Origin of the sequence: Streptomyces flavofungini, assembly GCF_030388665.1 — a bacterium.
Taxonomy (GTDB): domain Bacteria; phylum Actinomycetota; class Actinomycetes; order Streptomycetales; family Streptomycetaceae; genus Streptomyces; species Streptomyces flavofungini_A.
In genome coordinates, this window is the sequence record NZ_CP128846.1 from 4000370 (window position 1) to 4016524 (window position 16155).

The following is a 16155-nucleotide window of genomic DNA, read 5'->3' on the forward strand; positions in this document are numbered from 1 at the left end:
TCGTCGACATCGTGATCGTGCTCTTCGCGGGCTACGGCTTCGTCCTGGCCGGGCTGTCCTTCGGGGCTCCGAGCCCGCGGGAGGTGCGGGACGCGGAGGCCGGGCGCGAGGGCGTTCTGTGGTTCCTGGCCTGGTCGGCGGGCGGTGGATTCGGTCTCGCCGCGGTGTTCCGGTGCCGACGGACGGCCGTGACTCACCTGGTCGTCGTCGGGCTGCCGTTGCTTGTGGGCCTGGGGTTCGTCGGGGCGAACGCGCGCCAGGCGAGGGGCGTCGGGCGGGGCTTCCTGCCCGGGGACGGCCTACCGGGACACACGTTCCCGTACGCGTGTGCCAGGCTATCGGTCGCAACACACCGAACAGGGAGGGGTTCGCGGGTGGCCGCGATGCAGCTGACACGTACGCACCGGATACTCATCGGGGTCGTCGTCTTCGGTGCGGTGGTCATCGCCGGGATCGGTTTCGCGGGGTCGTACGCGGCCGTGCGGGAGCTGGCCGAGAAGAAGGGCTTCGGCACCTTCTCGATGGTCTTCCCCATCGGCATCGACGCGGGCATCTGCGTCCTGCTGGCGCTCGACCTCCTGCTGACCTGGATCAGGATCCCCTTCCCGCTCCTTCGCCAGACGGCGTGGCTGCTCACGGCGGCCACCATCGCCTTCAACGGGGCCCGACCCGCTGGGCGTCGGCATGCACGCCGTCATCCCGGTGCTCTTCGTGGTCGCGGTCGAGGCGGCCCGGCACGCGATCGGGCGGATCGCCGACATCACGGCCGACAAGCACATGGAGGGCGTGCGCATGACGCGCTGGCTGCTCTCCCCCGTGCCGACGTTCCTGCTGTGGCGCCGCATGAAGCTGTGGGAGCTGCGCTCCTACGACCAGGTCATCAAGCTGGAGCAGGAGCGCCTGGTCTACCAGGCCCGCCTGCGCTCCCGCTTCGGCCGCGGCTGGCGCCGTAAGGCCCCGGTGGAGTCCCTGATGCCGCTGCGCCTGGCCCGCTACGGCGTCCCCCTCGCGGAGACGGCCCCCGCGGGCCTCGCCGCCGCCGGCATCGAACCGCCCGTCCTTCCGCCCGTCCAGGCCACGGCCCAGCAGCCCGAGCTGACGAAGGCCGAGCCGGTCACGCCCGGGCTGCCCCAGGCGGACTCAGCGCAGCGGGAGTTGCCCCAGGCCCAGCCCGCGAACCAGCCCGCGCCCACGGCCGACGCCACCCCCGTCGCCCTCGTCAAGGACCCGGCACCCGAGCCCACCCCCCAAGCCGCCGCCCCGGAAACCGTCGCAGCCGTCGAAGCCACCCCCGAGCCCGCCCCGCAGCCCCCGGCCAACCACGCGAGCCCCTGGTTCGCCGCCCAGCACCCACCGCAGCCCCACACCAGCGAGGGCCCGGTGTCGTACGACCCGGAGGCCCCGTACGACGAGTGGTACGAGGAACAGGCCCAGCAGCAGGGCTACGACCAGCAGGGCTACGACGAGCAACTGGCGTACGAGCAGCAGCAGTACGCCGACCAGCAGGCGTACGAGCAGCAGCGTTACGCGCAGGCCCAGCAGTTCGCGCGGGCCCAGCAGTACGACCAAGGCGGGCCGTACCCCGAGCAGGCCCACGAGGCTCCCGAAGTCGCCGACGACGGCTCCGGCTTCCGTGTCCCGGCCGGCCCGGGCCGCACCCGCCCCCTCGCGAACGGCCACCTCATCCCGGGCCCGCGCGAGGAACAGGCCCCCGCCCCCGTCGGCGAAGAGGCCCGGGAGCCGGAATCGGAGCCGCTGCCCGAGCCCGCGGCCGCCGACGGCTCCGGACTGCCGGGCGACATGACCCGCGACGAGGCGTACTTCAACGCCTTCCGCAAATACGTGAGCGAGCGGGGCGACTACCCCAACGCCCGCCAGTTCAGCCTCTACTTGATGGACCTCTACGGCGTGACCGGCCAGTCCGGCGGCCCGCTCACGGAAAGCACCCTGCGCCCCTACCTCCGCGACTTCCGCGACCGCTACCAGCGCGCGATGGACGAGGACGCCGAGCACATCGCATAGCGGCTGACGCGCTCGGCAGGAAAGGCTGCAACACCGACGGCGTCGAAGAACTCACCCTCATCCTGACCCGGGGTGACGAAGAACAGGCCTACGGAATCGGATGCGGAGACCCCGAAGCCGACCAATTCAACATCCCACCGGGCGAGCCGTTCAAAATGAGCGCTGAACCGATGAAGAACGGCACCGGCCTGTTCCTTTGGCGTCTGAACACCATCGCCCCCGGCGATGTCGAAGGATGCGAAGACGACATCAAGGCCTGCTAGCAGGCTTCGGACAGTGCGGGGAAAGTCACTCCCCAACGGCATCCGCGGGTGACACTCCATGACCATCGGCCCCGTCCACCGCCGGAAGCCGCCGGGATGCCGCCGCCTTGACGCTCCCGCACCCGCCGCGTGGACGTGGAGGTTCGGTCGACCAGCCCGAGGTCAGCGTAGCGCCGGTACCGGTTGATCCACTTTGATGCGGTCGCGCGGGAGATCCCCATCTCTGCCGCGCCATGGGCGATCGGCCGGGTCCGGCAACGAGCGATAAGTCGGCGTCGGCCCTCCGGCGTCAGTGGCGCGTTCTTATGCATCGGGCGTCCTGTCTTCCGCTGATGCGTATGTCTTGATTCGGGATGTGTGGCCGGGGATGTGGGTGGTGGCGCGGAGTGCGATCAGGTCCCGCCATGGCATGCGCTGTTCGGGAAGGGGTTCGCCGGCGCGGTCGAAGAGACGCAGGAGCACGGGGCTATCAGCCGCTTGGTCGGGGACCGCGCTGAGTGCCTCGCGAAGCACGTGGGCATGGTCGCGGACTATCGCAACGCGCTGCCGATGAGTGGTGGAGGCGATGAGCTCGGCGATCACGACCTGGTCCATCGCGTCCTGATTGTCGACGACGGCATGGCGTCCGTGGTGGATGTCGCGGGCCGCTTCGGTGAGGAGTGGGTCGCTGAGCGCGATGTGGCTCAACGTCCAGTCGATGTCGTCTCGTGCTGGTGCTGCGTAACTTGCTGTGTCCGGAATTGACGAGGCAAGCCTCAGGAGGTCGCGGTAGGCGGCCTCGAATTCAGTGGTGTCCATAGGGCCTTCCAAGGCGCGGGGCGGTCCGGGCTATTTGCTGAGCACTGCGGCGGTATCGCGGTTGGTACGGGAGAGTGCGGCGAGCACGAGCAGGCACAAGACGGCGACGGTTCCGGCGAACCAGGTCATGGCCGTGGTGAGGTCGAAGATGGTGGCAAGGACGCCGACACCGAGCACGGGCAGCCCGACGCCGGTGTAGACGATGACGTAGAAGCTGGAGAGCACCTCGGCGTGCCTGGCGGATGGGGTGTTGTTGTTCACCGTGGTGAGGCCGCCGAGGAACACCAGCCCGTGGCCGACCCCGGCGAGGACGGTGGCGGCCAGAAGCAGTTCGAGTGAGGGCGTGTTCCCGACCAGCACGAGGAGCCCCAGCCCCGCCGCCAGGATTGGCAGTCCGGCGAGCTGAAGGTGGCGCGGTCGTCGTCCGTAGGTAATGAGTTGGACGGCGACGGAGCTGGCCAGCATGAGCGCTGCTGTACCTCCGCCAAGGAGCAGGTTCGTGCTGCCCGTCAGCGTCGCCACGTAGGTCGGAATGAGAGAGAGGAAGAGCCCGATGACCGCGAAGGCGAGGAAGTTGGCGCTCCCGCTGGTCATGAACACTGTTCGCATTGCGGCCGGAATCTGAGGTCGGCGAAGACGCCACTGTGTCACCTGGCGGGTCGAGGGCATCCGCGTGACCGTGACGGCTGCAGGGACGAGGAGCACGATCTCAACGACGAACGGCGTCACATCGGGAGCCGGCGCGTGCTCGGCGATCAGTCCGGCCAGGACCGGCCCCAGGCCCAGGCCGCCGACCGAGGCCACCGTTGTGACCAACGCGCCCTTGCGGCGGCTACCGGTGGGTTCGAGTTCGCTGAGCGCAGCCGTCAGAGCTCCGGATGCCGCCCCAACCGAGAGGCCCTGCAAGATCCGGGCGGCGAACAGCCACCCAGTGCTGCTGGCCAGCGCGAACACGAGTGATCCCACGGCCGCCAGCACGAAGGCTGGGAGCAGGACCCGGCGTCGCCCGATCGCATCGGAGAGCGGGCCGGCGACGAGCAGGGATGGGATGAGGGTCGCGACGTAGACGGCGAAGATGAGTGTGACGACGAACGGGGAGAAGCCGAACGCCGTTTCGTAGCTGCGATACAGCGGTGTGGGCAGGTTGGTTCCGGCGAGCAAGATCAGCAGCGCATAAGCCGTCGCCCAGAACCTCCACCGGCTTGCCCCGCCGACCAGCGGTGTACGGGCGCCCGATGCTGCTGAACTGGGAGGCTGAGCCAAGTCCTGAGCGCCGCCGTCGTCCGTCCTGCCACCCCGCCTCATGTTCATGGGCGCCGAACATAGCAGATGTTCGTGCACGCCGAACATGTTCGGTACAGTGGGAGCCATGGCCAGTAGGACTGCAACCAAGCTCGTGCACCCCGCCCCCGGCGAGCTGGAGTTCACGACCGTGCTGGCAGCGCTCAGCGACCCGGTCCGATTGGCCATCGTTGCGCGGCTAGCCCAGGTCGAACCCGAAGGTGAACTGGCCTGTACGACATTCGCCTTGCCCGTCAGCAAGTCAACCCAAAGCGGCCACTTCAAGACCCTCCGCGAAGCGGGGGTGATCTACCAGCGAGACGAAGGGACCAGGCGGCTGAATCGGCTCCGGCGTACCGACCTCGACAATCGCTTCCCCGGGCTCCTCGACCTCGTCATCCCGCAAGGGCGCAACATCATCACCGGCTGGACATAACCACTACTCAGGCGTCAGCAACCTCATGTCCAGCAACAACTAGGCGCGGCGCCCCCCGCGTCGTACGGCGAGGAAGGCGCCCGCGACGACGACCGTGGCGCCCGCCCCCGTGGCGAGGCCCAGCGCCACCCTGTTCACGCCGCCGTCGTCTCCGTCGTCTCCGTCGGCGCCGCGCTCGCCCCCGCCCCTCGCCGCGCACCCGGAGTTCTTGGCCGGGCCTCCGGTCTCGACCCGTACCTTCGCGCCGTATGCGTCGTCGGGCGGGATCGACTCGGTGAAGCGGACTTCGTACGTGCCGGGTTCGGCGTCGCAGCGGACCTTCGCGCGGCCCTTCCATCTGACTTTGCCGGGATTGGTGAGTCTCACCGACCGCGTGAACACCTCGGATTCCACGACCGCGTTGTCCTCGTCGAGTTCGGTGTTCACGGCAGAAAGCCCGACCCACTGGCCGGGGCGTACCGCGTCCGGCGACACCACCAGTTCGCCATTGTCTCCCGGGCCCGCCGGTGCGCCCGGAATGGCCGCCTGCGCACTCGGAATGGCCGTCAGCGCCGCGGCGCAGGTCATCACTCCGGCCGCGGCGGCGGCGCGAATGCGTGTCATAAGGTGCAGTCCTGGGGTTCGGACAGCCGGGGTCGATTCCGGCGGTGGGGATGTTTTCCCCGCGATCGTACCCAGGGGGTTTGGTCGACCGTTTGCTTCAGAAGGGCAGTTGTGCGCAGTTCTCGTGGGGCCAGGGCAGTGGCGGTGGGGGTGAGCGGCATATTTCTCGCCGTCTCGGTGAATTCCGTCTCGGCGTACGCTGTCCCCGAAGTCGCGGTGGAACGCGTGAGCACGGTCATTCCCGCTGCGGACAAGGGGAATTGGACGGTTGCGGACGCGGAGAAGTTCTGGACCGCGCGGCGCATGGAGTCGGCGGCCCCGCCCCCGGCCGCGAAAACCACGGATGCCCCGAATACCAGGGGTGCTGTGCGTGCCACGGATGGCGTGCGTGCAGGGGATGGCTCGGACGGCGCCGAAGTCGCGACCGCTTATCCCGGCGCGCGGGCCGTTCCCGCGGAACAGCGCGCCACGGCCACAGTCCCGGTGAAGGCCCAATCCAAGGCCGGAGCCAAGCCCAAAGCCAAGGCCGGAGCTAAGCCCAAGCCCAAAGCCAAGGTCTACAAGGGCACCATGACCGTCGGCGTCCTGTACTTCGTCGACAAGGGCATGGCCTCCCACAACTGCACGGCCAGCGTGGTGCACAGCCCGAAGGGCAATCTGCTCCTCACGGCAGGACACTGCGCCAACGGCAGCAAGTACGCCTTCGTGCCGCAGTACCGGACGGGCAGGAGCGCCGCGCGCCAGCCGCACGGGATCTGGGCGGTCGACCGCGTCTTCAAGGACCCGCGGCGCACCACGTACGGCCCGGGCTCCGACCTGGACTTCGCCTTCACGACCGTCAAGCCGGACCGGCGCGGACGCCAGATCGAGCAGGTCACCGGCGCCAACAAGCTGACCCGGACGCCCGGTTACCGCGGCCAGGTCACCGTCATCGGCTACCCCTCGGCCAGGAACGCGCCCGTGGACAAGGCGATCAAGTGCCGGGCGAACACGACCCGGCTGCCGGGGTACGGACAGCTGCGCATGGAGTGCGGCGGTTTCCACGGCGGCACGTCCGGCAGCCCGTGGCTGCGGAACTTCGACGAGCGCACCGGGACCGGCCAGGTCGTCGGGAACCTCGGCGGCGCGGGTGGCGGCGGGGCCAGCGACGACGTCTCGTACGCGCCGTACTACGACGACGAGGTGTTCAAGCTCTACCGGGACGCGATCGACGGCGTCGCCACCGTGCGGCGCCCGCCGCTGCCGTACTCCCCCGGCTCCGGCGAGACCTGGCGGCACGCCAGGCACCTGGCGTCCGGCGAGTACACCGGCGACGGCACGGCCGACCTCCTCGTGGTGTGGACCGACGGCGAGGTCACCCTGCACCCGGGCAACGGCAAGGGCGGGTTCAGCGGGGAGCGGCGCCTGAAGTCCGCCAACGGCACCTGGAAGCACGCGACGACGGTCACCGGCGGCGACTTCACCCGGGGCAGGGGCACCGACGACCTCATGGTGCGCTGGAGCGACGGCGAGGTCACGCTGTACCCGGACGTGAGCGCCGCCGGCCTCCGCGCGGAGGTCGAGCTGGCACCCGCCCGTTCCACCTGGAAGCACGCCACGCTGCTCACCGCGGGCCGTTTCACCGGCAACGGCCGGACGGACGACCTCGTCGTGCGCTGGAGCGACGGTGAAGTCACCCTCTACAGCGAGGTGAACGGCCGTGCCTTCAAGAACGGCCGCGGCTACGAGAAGGAGACCCGGCTCCAGAAGCCCAACGGCACCTGGAAGCACGCCACGCTCCTGACCGGCGGCGACTTCACGGGCAGAGGCAACTGGGACCTCGTCGTCCGCTGGTCCGACGGCGAACGCACCCTGTACCAGGACCTGAGCGCGTCCGGCCTCGGCAAGGAGACCCGGATGCAGGGGCCCAACGCCCGCTGGAAGCAGGCCGAGGCGATGACGGCGGGCGCCTACAGCGCGAACGGGCGCCCGGACGACCTGATCGTCCGCTGGAGCGACGGCGAGGTCACGCTGTACGCCGACACCGGCAAAAAGCTCGGCGCGGCGAGGACTCTCGTCCCACCGGCGACCCGCTAGCCCGCGGCCGCAGTCCGCACAGCCCGCAGTCCGCAGTCCGCGCAGCCCGCGCCTCAGCGCCGGGCCCGCGCCCTGCCCTGCTCCCCGTAGAACGCGAGGACGGCGCCGACAGCGACCAGCACGACGTATCCGGCGCCGGGCACGTCCCACCACTTGTGGATCAGGCCCCAGGGGCCGTCCCCGAAGAGATTCCCTGCGACACCGAGCGCGCCCTGCACTCCGACGACCCAGCCGACGATGGCGATGATTTCTTTCATGGGTCCAGGATCAGGCCGGTGACCGGCCGGAACGTCCTGCCCGGGGCCGAAACCCGGGTAGTCCGAAGGATGCACCCGGCGGCGGCGCGCAAAGGGGGGCGGGCCCGGAATGGACCCGCCCCCCTCACGCCGTGCCTGAGCCCTCCCAGGCGTGCCGACTAGGCGCCGAGCAGCTTCCGCACCCGCTCCGCCCCCACCGCGAGCAGCAGCGTGGGCAGGCGCGGCCCGGTGTCCCGGCTCACCAGCAGGTGGTACAGGAGCGCGAAGAACGTCCGCTGGGCCGTCTTGATCTCCGGCGGCAGCTCCTTGGGCCCGGCGTCGGCGGCGAAGCCCGCGCGGACCTTCGGGACGCCGTAGACCAGGTGGGTCAGGCCGTCCAGGGACCAGTGCGAGTCCAGGCCGTCCAGGAGCAGCCGCAGGGACTCGCGACCCTCCTCGTCGAGGGAGCCGAGCAGTTCCATGTCGGGCTCGTCCCGCACGACGGTGCGCTGGTCGGCCGGGACGTGCGTGTTGATCCACGCCTCGGCCTTGTCGAGCCGGGGCCGCGCCTCGTCGAGGGAGGCCAGCGGGTCGGCCGGGTCGAGCTCGGACAGGATGCGCAGGGTCTGGTCCTCGGCGCCGGCGGTGATGTCGGCGACGGAGGCCAGCGTGCGGTACGGCAGCGGGTGCGGCGTCGTCGGGAGCGGTCCGGCGGCGGTGCCCACGGCGCGCGTGTACGCGGCGGCGTCGGCGGGCAGCGCGGAGCCGTCGGCGACCTTCGCGGCGAGCTTGTCCCACTCGTCGTAGAGCCGCTGGATCTCCTGGTCGAAGGCGATCTTGAAGGACTGGTTGGGCCTGCGGCGGGCGTACAGCCAGCGCAGCAGCGGCGCCTCCATGATCTTCAGGGCGTCGGCCGGGGTGGGCACGCCGCCCCGGGACGAGGACATCTTGGCCATGCCGCTGATGCCCACGAAGGCGTACATCGGGCCGATGGGCTGCACGCCGTCGAAGATCTGCCGGACGATCTGGCCGCCGACGACGAAGGACGAGCCGGGCGAGGAGTGGTCCACGCCGCTGGGCTCGAAGATCACGCCCTCGTAGGCCCAGCGCATCGGCCAGTCGACCTTCCAGACCAGCTTGCCGCGGTTGAACTCGCTCAGCCGCACGGTCTCCTCGAAGCCGCAGGCCGTGCAGACGTAGGCCAGCTCCGTGGAGTCGTCGTCGTAGGAGGTGACGGTGGTCAGGTCCTTGCCGCACTGGCCGCAGTAGGGCTTGTACGGGAAGTACCCGCCGGTGCCGCCGCTGCCGTCGTCCTCGGCGGCCGCGCCGGAGCCCTCGGCGGCCTCCAGCTCGGCCTCGTCGGCGGGCTTCTGCTGCTTCTTGCCCTTGGCCGGGTCCTTCTTGGTGCGGTACTGGTCGAGGATCGCGTCGATGTCGGCGCGGTGCCGCATCGCGTGCAGGATCTGCTCGCGGTACGCCCCCGAGGTGTACTGCTCGGTCTGGCTGATCCCGTCGAACTCGACGCCGAGGTCGGCGAGCGACGCGGCCATGGCGGCCTTGAAGTGCTCGGCCCAGTTCGGGTACGCCGAACCGGCGGGCGCGGGCACCGACGTCAGGGGCTTGCCGATGTGCTCGGCCCAGGACTCGTCGACGCCGGGGACCCCGGCCGGGACCTTGCGGTACCGGTCGTAGTCGTCCCAGGAGATCAGGTGCCGGACCTGGTGGCCGCGGCGGCGGATCTCGTCGGCGACCAGGTGCGGGGTCATGACCTCGCGCAGGTTGCCCAGGTGGATGGGGCCGGAGGGGGAGAGGCCCGAGGCGACCGTGACGGGTTTGCCCGGGGCACGACGCTCCGACTCGGCGATGACCTCGTCCGCGTAGCGGGAGACCCAGTCGGTGGTATCGGTGCTCTGAGCCACGATCGGCACGTCCTCTTGTTCCTCGGGTTTCAGGGAATCTGGCGTAAGCCATTGTCCCAGACGGAAGGACTCGGTCCGGGGTTGCTCCGGCCGCTGCGGCACGGTCGCGTCCGCCCCGGCCGCCGGGTCGCGTTTATCGAGGCGAACCGGTGCCCCTCCCCATGGGACACTTGACGCTCACCCTGATGCACGCCCATTACCAGAACGGAAGCTCATGGCCCCGGTCACGTCCCTCGCCGCATCCGTCCACCAGCGTCTCGCGGACGCCCTCTCGGCAGCGATGGCGTCGGAGACGTCGGGCGGCGCCGCGGACCCTTCCCCTAGCTCTGCGAGCTGGGGAGACCCCATGCTGCGACGCAGCGACCGGGCGGACTTCCAGGCCAACGGCATCCTCGCGCTCGCGAAGAAGACGAAGGCCAACCCGCGGGAGCTGGCCACGCAGGTCGTCGAGAAGATCACAGGCGGTGACCTGCTGGCCGACGTCGAGGTCTCCGGGCCCGGCTTCCTGAACATCACGGTCACCGACCGGGCGATCACCGAGACCCTCGCCGCCCGCGCCGCCGACGGCGACCGCCTCGGCGTCCCGCTCAAGGACAAGCCGGGCACGACGATCATCGACTACGCCCAGCCGAACGTGGCCAAGGAGATGCACGTCGGCCACCTGCGCTCCGCGGTGATCGGCGACGCCCTGCGGCAGATGCTGGACTTCACCGGCGAGAAGACCATCGGCCGCCACCACATCGGCGACTGGGGCACCCAGTTCGGCATGCTCATCCAGTACCTGATCGAGCACCCCGGCGAGCTGTCCCCCGAGACCGACACCGACGGCGACCAGGCCATGTCGAACCTGAACCGGGTCTACAAGGCCTCGCGCGCGGTCTTCGACGCCGACGAGGCGTTCAAGGAGCGGGCCCGCAAGCGGGTCGTCGCCCTGCAGTCCGGCGACAAGGAGACCCTCGACCTGTGGCAGCGGTTCGTCGACGAGTCGAAGGTCTACTTCTACTCGGTCTTCGAGAAGCTGGACATGGAGGTCCGCGACGAGGAGATCGTCGGCGAGTCCGCGTACAACGACATGATGCCGGAGACGGCCCGCCTCCTGGAGGAGTCCGGTGTCGCCGTCCGTTCCGACGGCGCGCTCGTCGTCTTCTTCGACGAGATCCGCGGCAAGGACGACCAGCCGGTGCCGCTGATCGTGCAGAAGGCCGACGGCGGCTTCGGGTACGCGGCCTCCGACCTGTCCGCGATCCGCGACCGCGTCGTCGGGCTGCACGCGACGTCCCTGCTGTACGTCGTGGACGTACGCCAGTCGCTGCACTTCCGCATGGTCTTCGAGGCGGCCCGCCGGATGGGCTGGCTGAACGACGACGTCACCGCGCACAACATGGGCTACGGCACGGTGCTCGGCGCGGACGGCAAGCCGTTCAAGACGCGTGAGGGCAAGACGGTGCGCCTGGAGGACCTCCTCGACGAGGCCGTCGAGCGGGCCACGGCGGTCGTGCGCCAGAAGGCCGAGAAGGTGGGCCTGACCGAGCAGGAGATCATCGAGAACGGCCGGTACGTCGGCATCGGCGCCGTGAAGTACGCGGACCTGTCCACCTCGGCCAACCGCGACTACAAGTTCGACCTGGACCAGATGGTCTCCCTCAACGGCGACACGTCGGTCTACCTCCAGTACGCCTACGCCCGCATCAAGTCGATCCTGCGCCGGGCCGAGGGCAGCGGCCCCGTCGCCCACGCCGAGGTCGAACTCGCCCCGGCGGAGCGGGCGCTGGGCCTGCACCTGGACGCGTTCGGCGAGGTGCTCGCGGACGCGACGGCGGAGTACGCCCCGCACAAGCTCGCCGCGTACCTGTACCAACTGGCGTCGCTGTACACGACGTTCTACGACCAGTGCCCGGTCCTCAAGGCGGACACCCCGGCCCAGGTCGAGAACCGCCTGTTCCTCTGCGACCTCACGGCCCGCACCCTCCACCGGGGCATGTCCCTCCTGGGCATCCGCACCCCGGAACGCCTGTAACTCCTAGGCGAGACCCGCCCGCAGCCGCCGCAGGCCCTCGGCGATCTCCTCGGGCGTCTGGGTCACGAAGCACAACCGCAGGGTCCTCGGGTCCGGGGCGCCGCCGTAGAACGGCGCCCCGGGCACGTACGCCACGTCGTGCCCGACGACCCCCGGCAACCGCTCCGTCGCGTCGTACCCCTCGGGCAAGCGCACCCACAGGAACATCCCGCCCTCGGGCCGATTCCACTCCGACCCGGGGGGCAGCGCGTCCCCGAGCCCCGCGAGCATCGCGTCCCGCCGCTCCCGGTACACCCCGGCGACCCGCCCCACGTGCGCGTCCAGGTCGTACCGCTCCACGTACCAGGCGGCGGCGAGCTGGTTGACGGTCGGCGTGTGCAGATCGGCGGCCTGCTTGGCGATGGCGCAGGCCCGCCGCAGCGCGGCCGGCGCCCGCAGCCACCCGAGCCGCAGGCCCGGCGCCATGACCTTGGAGAAGCTCCCGAGCACCACGGTCCGGTCCTCGGCCCCCGGCCGGGACGCGATCCACGGCACCCGCTCCCCCTCGAACCGCAGCTCCCCGTACGGATCGTCCTCGACGATCCACAGCCCGCGCCGGGCGGCGACCTCGGCGAGGGCGTCCCGCCGCCCGAGGGGCAGGGTCCGCCCGGTCGGGTTCTGGAAGGTGGGCACGGTGTAGAGCAGCTTGGCCCGGTGCTCGGCGACGAGCGCGTCCAGGGCGTCCGGGTCGAGGCCGTCGGCGTCCCCGGGCACGGGCACGACGTGCGCCCCGGCGAAGGCGAAGACCTGGAGGGCCGCCAGGTAGCAGGGGTTCTCGACGAGGACGGTGTCGCCGGGCTCGACGAGGGCGGTGGCGAGCAGCGACAGGGCCTGCTGCGATCCGGTGGTGACGAGGATGTCGTCGGCGCCGGTCGCCAGGCCCCGTGCGGTGTAGCGCCCGGCGACGGCGCCGCGCAGCGCGGGCTCGCCCTCGGTCGTGGAGTACTGCAGGGCCCGCCCGGGCGCGTCCGCGAGGACGGCCTGGTACGCGGCGGCGACGCCCTTCGCGTCGAAGAACTCGGGCGCGGGCAGACCGCCCGCGAAGTTGATGACCTCGGGCCTGGCGGTGACCGCGAGGATGTCCCGCACCGGCGAGCCCTCGATGGCGGCGGCACGCGCGGCGAGCGGCGGTGTGGGGGTGGCGGTGGCGCGGCTGGTGACGGTCATCGAGGGTCCCTTCCGGTACGTGCGTCCCGGCAGGGTAGACATGGGCGCGCCGCCCGCGACACCCTTTTCGGTATGCGGACGGCGAAGCTCCACCACCGCCCGGCCGCCACCGCCGTCCCGGTCTCCCCCGGCCCGGCGGGGCCGCCTCAGCCCTGGTCGGGCGGCTGCGGTTCCTCCCTGCTCCACTTCGTGGCGCCGTTCGGCCACTTGTACTCCGGGCGCCCCGCGTCCGAGCTGGTGCGGAACGGCCTGCCCGCGTCGTCGACGCGCAGCACCCCGGTGCGGCCGCCGGTGGACCACTGCAGGTTCAGGGACCACTGCACGTCGTAGTTCTTGGTGTCGATCTCGAAGTAGAAGACCTCGGGGTCGGACTCGCTCACCTTGTAGGGGAAGTTGCGCTGGCCGGACTTGGGGACGGCGGTGGGCTGGGCGGTGTCCAGGTCGACGCGGAAGGACTTGACGCCCACGGGGCCGCCGCAGCCGTTGCCCGACTGGTAGCTGTTCCACTTCAGCGGCGCGCTCTTGCGGCGCACGTCGACGTCGATGCGCTCCAGTACGACGGTGTCCTCGCCGGTGCCCTGGAGGGTGACCTCGACGAACCCGCCGCCGGCCTGGACGCCGCCCATGGCCCGCACCCAGGTCGGCGCCTCCCGCTCGGAGGGCGGCTGCAGCACCTCTCCCGGCTCCCGGTCGATGAGGAAATTCTGGGCGCACGGGTTCGGGTAGTACGGGAAGGGGCGTACGCGGGCGGTGACGGGGGTGCCCTTCGTGGCGCCGGACGAGCCGGCGCCGGCCTTGCCGCCGCCCGAGGACGTGCCGCCCTCGTCCTTTTCGCCGTCCCCTTCGCTCCCCTCGCCCTTCCCCTTCTCCTTGTCCTTCTTGCCCTTCCTGCCCTTGTCGTCCTGGCCGTCCTCGGCGGAAGGTGTGGCGGAGGGGTTCTTGTCCTGGCTCCGCCCCGTGCCGGACGGGGCCTGATCCGCCGAGGGCACGGCGCGGTCGACGGCCTTGTCCCGGCCGTCGTCCGGGTCACCCGACGCGTTCTGCAGCGCGAGGGCGGTGCCGCCGAGGGCCAGGACGACGCCGACGGCACCGGCGACGGCGAGTTGCCGTCGGCGCAGGCGGGACAGGCGGCCGCCTCGACGTGCCCGGACGGCGGTGGCGCCGGGGGCGGGGGCGGGGGCGGGGGTGCGGGAGACCGGGGAGAGTTCGGAGTCCGGGCGGGGGGCGGCTTCCGGGCGGGGGGCGGGGTCGGGGTCGGGCTGGAACGGGGGCACGGCCTCGGTGGGCTCGGCGGACTCGGGCGCCTCGGCAGCCCCGGTGTCCCCGCCAGCCACAGCAGCCGCAGCAGCCCTGGCAGCCCCGGCAACTCCAGCCGCCTCAGCGGTCCCTGTGGCCTCGGCCGACTCAGCGGCCCCAGAAGTCTCCGCGCCCGCGGCGGACTCCGCCGCCGCCTCCGCCTTCCGCCCCCGCGACACGTCCGCCACGATCCACCGCCGGTGCAGCTCCACCAGCTCCTCGGGGCTCGCCTTGCAGAGTCTGCCGAGGCGCTCCACCGGGGCGAACTCCGTCGGCACGGCGGTCCCGTTCACGTAGCGGTGCAGCGTCGACGTACTCATGTGCAGCCGCTTGGCGAGGACTCCGTAGCTGAGCCCCGACCGGTCCTTCAATTCCCGCAGCAACGCCGCGAGATCACCCGACCCCACGCTTCTTCACCCCTGTCCGCCATTCCAGCCAACCGTTCCAGGGAACCCCTGTTCCCGCAGGTCAGAGCCGGTACGAGCGTTCCACTGTCCCTCGTTGTCCGGCCGCTCTGGCCACCGGGACGACACGCCGCACAAGCTGAAGTCATCCAAGCACGCCGCCCCCGCCAGGTCCTCGGCGCGGCGCACGTCGCTCCCGTCACATTCCGAAGGAAGAGATCGCCCATGCCTGCCTCCGTCCGCCGCCCCCGTACCCGCCTGTTCGCCGCCGTGACGCTCGCCCTCGCCGCGCTCTCGCTCACCGCCTGCGGCAACGACGACGCGTCCGGAACGCGGGACGAAGGCGCCGCGAAGTCCTCCTCCAGCGCCCGGGGTTCCGCCGCGGGCCAGGGCGGGACCGCGTCGGGGGAGGCGGCCGGCGGCACCGACGGGGCGGGCGGCGAGAGTTCGGGCGCCGGCTCCGGCAGCGGCGGCTCGTCCGGCGCCCGGGAGAACTCCGGCGGCGGTACGGGTTCCGACCCCGACGCCCCCGCGAACCGGGTCCCCTGCACAGCGGACAACACCTCGGTCGCCGCCGCGCCGGTGTCCCGCCCCCTCAACCACATGCTGATCACGATCACCAACACCGGCGACAAGATGTGCGACCTGAAGGGCTACCCGATCCTCAAGTTCGACGAGGCCCAGTCGGTGCCGCCGGTCATCGAGGAGAGCAAGCCGCAGGCGGTCACCTCGCTCAAGCCGGGCGCCAAGGGCTACGCGGCCGCGATCCTCTCGGCGGGCGACGGCAGCGGCGGCGAGGGCTACACCGCGCAGAACCTCCAGGTCGGCTTCCAGGGCAGCGACAAGTTCACCGACGCGGCGCTGCAGGCCAAGGGCGTGCACGTCGACGACAAGCTGCGCGTCACGTACTGGATGAGCGACTCGGCGGACGCGCTGACGTCCTGACGCCCCCCCCCGCCACACCTACCAGGACCCACCGGCCGCACACACCCGGCCGGTCCACCCACCACCCAAGAGAAGAAGGCACCCATGCGCACCACCCTCCGCACCCGCACCACCGCCACCACCCTCGCCCTGGCCGCGACCCTCTCCCTGGCCGCCTTCGCGGGCAGCGCGTCCGCGAGCGGCACCGGCGCCGAGGCCACCCCGGTCACCTGCACGGCCGCCCACACCACGGTGACTGTGAAGAAGGTCGACCGCCCCGTCAACCACCTGCTCCTGCGGGCCAAGAACACCGGCACCAAGCCCTGTTACGCCTACCACGCCCCGTACCTGCGCTTCGGCCAGTCGCACGCCGCCACCGCCGTGCTCCGCGAGAGCGTGCCGCAGGCCGTGGTCACCCTGGAGCCGGGCCAGTCGGCGTACGCGGGCATCCGCACGGAGTCCCCCGAGGGCACCGACGGCTTCAGGACCAAGAAGCTCGGGGTCCTGTTCGCCAACCGGGCGATGAACGGCGGCGCCGGCAGCATGACCCACCCGAAGCTGCCCACCGGGGGCGTGTACGTGGACGACTCGGCGTTCGTCACGTACTGGCAGTCCACGGCGTCCGACGCGCTGGCCTGGTAACCCCCGGCCGACGCCGAACGACCGCCCCTCAC

Annotated in this window: 13 protein-coding genes and 2 pseudogenes; 6 read left to right on the forward strand and 9 right to left on the reverse strand. The window is 71.2% G+C overall.

Annotated features, from left to right (window positions below; genetic code table 11):
* Positions 1–374: 374 nt before the first annotated feature.
* Positions 375–2022: pseudogene (locus QUY26_RS16455) on the forward strand (DUF2637 domain-containing protein).
* Here QUY26_RS16455 and QUY26_RS16460 read toward each other — a convergent pair.
* The 4 genes and pseudogenes from QUY26_RS16460 to QUY26_RS16475 all read right to left on the reverse strand — a co-directional run bounded on the left by QUY26_RS16460 (position 1980) and on the right by QUY26_RS16475 (position 4433).
* A complete protein-coding gene (locus tag QUY26_RS16460) occupies positions 1980–2351 on the reverse strand; it encodes a hypothetical protein (protein ID WP_289956425.1) in 372 nt (123 codons plus the stop codon). The pseudogene QUY26_RS16455 and the gene QUY26_RS16460 overlap by 43 nt on opposite strands.
* Before the next feature lie 71 nt (positions 2352–2422).
* Positions 2423–2596, reverse strand: a pseudogene (locus tag QUY26_RS16465) (helix-turn-helix domain-containing protein); the annotation flags it as partial.
* Complete coding sequence (locus QUY26_RS16470; protein WP_289947328.1) at positions 2589–3083, reverse strand: hypothetical protein; 495 nt, start codon at positions 3081–3083, stop codon at positions 2589–2591. The pseudogene QUY26_RS16465 and the gene QUY26_RS16470, both read right to left, overlap by 8 nt.
* A 30-nt stretch (positions 3084–3113) precedes the next feature.
* Positions 3114–4433, reverse strand: coding sequence for an MFS transporter (locus QUY26_RS16475; RefSeq protein WP_289947329.1), 1320 nt, complete (start codon positions 4431–4433; stop codon positions 3114–3116).
* Between the two features lie 19 nt (positions 4434–4452).
* Between QUY26_RS16475 and QUY26_RS16480 the strand changes: the two genes are divergently transcribed.
* Entirely contained in the window at positions 4453–4800 is a 348-nt protein-coding gene (locus QUY26_RS16480; RefSeq protein ID WP_289947330.1) for an ArsR/SmtB family transcription factor, read from the forward strand.
* 39 nt (positions 4801–4839) lie between these two features.
* On the opposite strand, the gene QUY26_RS16485 is transcribed toward QUY26_RS16480, so the two are convergent.
* Positions 4840–5403, reverse strand: a complete 564-nt coding sequence (locus tag QUY26_RS16485; protein ID WP_289947331.1) for a hypothetical protein — start codon at positions 5401–5403, stop codon at positions 4840–4842.
* Between the two features lie 483 nt (positions 5404–5886).
* Between QUY26_RS16485 and QUY26_RS16490 the strand changes: the two genes are divergently transcribed.
* A complete protein-coding gene (locus QUY26_RS16490) occupies positions 5887–7479 on the forward strand; it encodes a trypsin-like serine peptidase (protein ID WP_289947333.1) in 1593 nt (530 codons plus the stop codon).
* Positions 7480–7532: 53 nt separating this feature from the next.
* Here the strand turns inward: QUY26_RS16490 and QUY26_RS16495 are convergent, their stop codons facing one another.
* Both QUY26_RS16495 and lysS read right to left on the reverse strand, forming a co-directional pair.
* On the reverse strand, positions 7533–7736 hold the full coding sequence (locus QUY26_RS16495; protein WP_289947334.1) for a hypothetical protein: 204 nt from the start codon (positions 7734–7736) through the stop codon (positions 7533–7535).
* Between the two features lie 158 nt (positions 7737–7894).
* Positions 7895–9643, reverse strand: a complete 1749-nt coding sequence (gene lysS, locus QUY26_RS16500) for a lysine--tRNA ligase (RefSeq protein ID WP_289947337.1) — start codon at positions 9641–9643, stop codon at positions 7895–7897.
* Positions 9644–9848: 205 nt separating this feature from the next.
* Here lysS and argS point away from each other — a divergent pair, with 205 nt between their 5' ends.
* Positions 9849–11651, forward strand: coding sequence for an arginine--tRNA ligase (gene argS, locus QUY26_RS16505; protein WP_289947339.1), 1803 nt, complete (start codon positions 9849–9851; stop codon positions 11649–11651).
* A gap of 3 nt (positions 11652–11654) precedes the next feature.
* Here argS and QUY26_RS16510 read toward each other — a convergent pair whose 3' ends face one another.
* Entirely contained in the window at positions 11655–12857 is a 1203-nt protein-coding gene (locus tag QUY26_RS16510; protein ID WP_289947341.1) for a PLP-dependent aminotransferase family protein, read from the reverse strand.
* Positions 12858–13003: 146 nt separating this feature from the next.
* Complete coding sequence (locus QUY26_RS16515) at positions 13004–14560, reverse strand: helix-turn-helix domain-containing protein (RefSeq protein ID WP_289947344.1); 1557 nt, start codon at positions 14558–14560, stop codon at positions 13004–13006.
* 222 nt (positions 14561–14782) lie between these two features.
* Here QUY26_RS16515 and QUY26_RS16520 point away from each other — a divergent pair, with 222 nt between their 5' ends.
* Together QUY26_RS16520 and QUY26_RS16525 are read left to right on the forward strand one after the other, a co-directional pair.
* Positions 14783–15502 carry a DUF4232 domain-containing protein gene (locus tag QUY26_RS16520; protein ID WP_289947345.1) on the forward strand — a complete coding sequence of 240 codons (720 nt, stop codon included), beginning with the start codon at positions 14783–14785 and terminating at the stop codon, positions 15500–15502.
* Between the two features lie 84 nt (positions 15503–15586).
* Positions 15587–16123, forward strand: a complete 537-nt coding sequence (locus tag QUY26_RS16525) for a DUF4232 domain-containing protein (protein WP_289947346.1) — start codon at positions 15587–15589, stop codon at positions 16121–16123.
* The last annotated feature ends 32 nt before the right edge of the window (positions 16124–16155 follow it).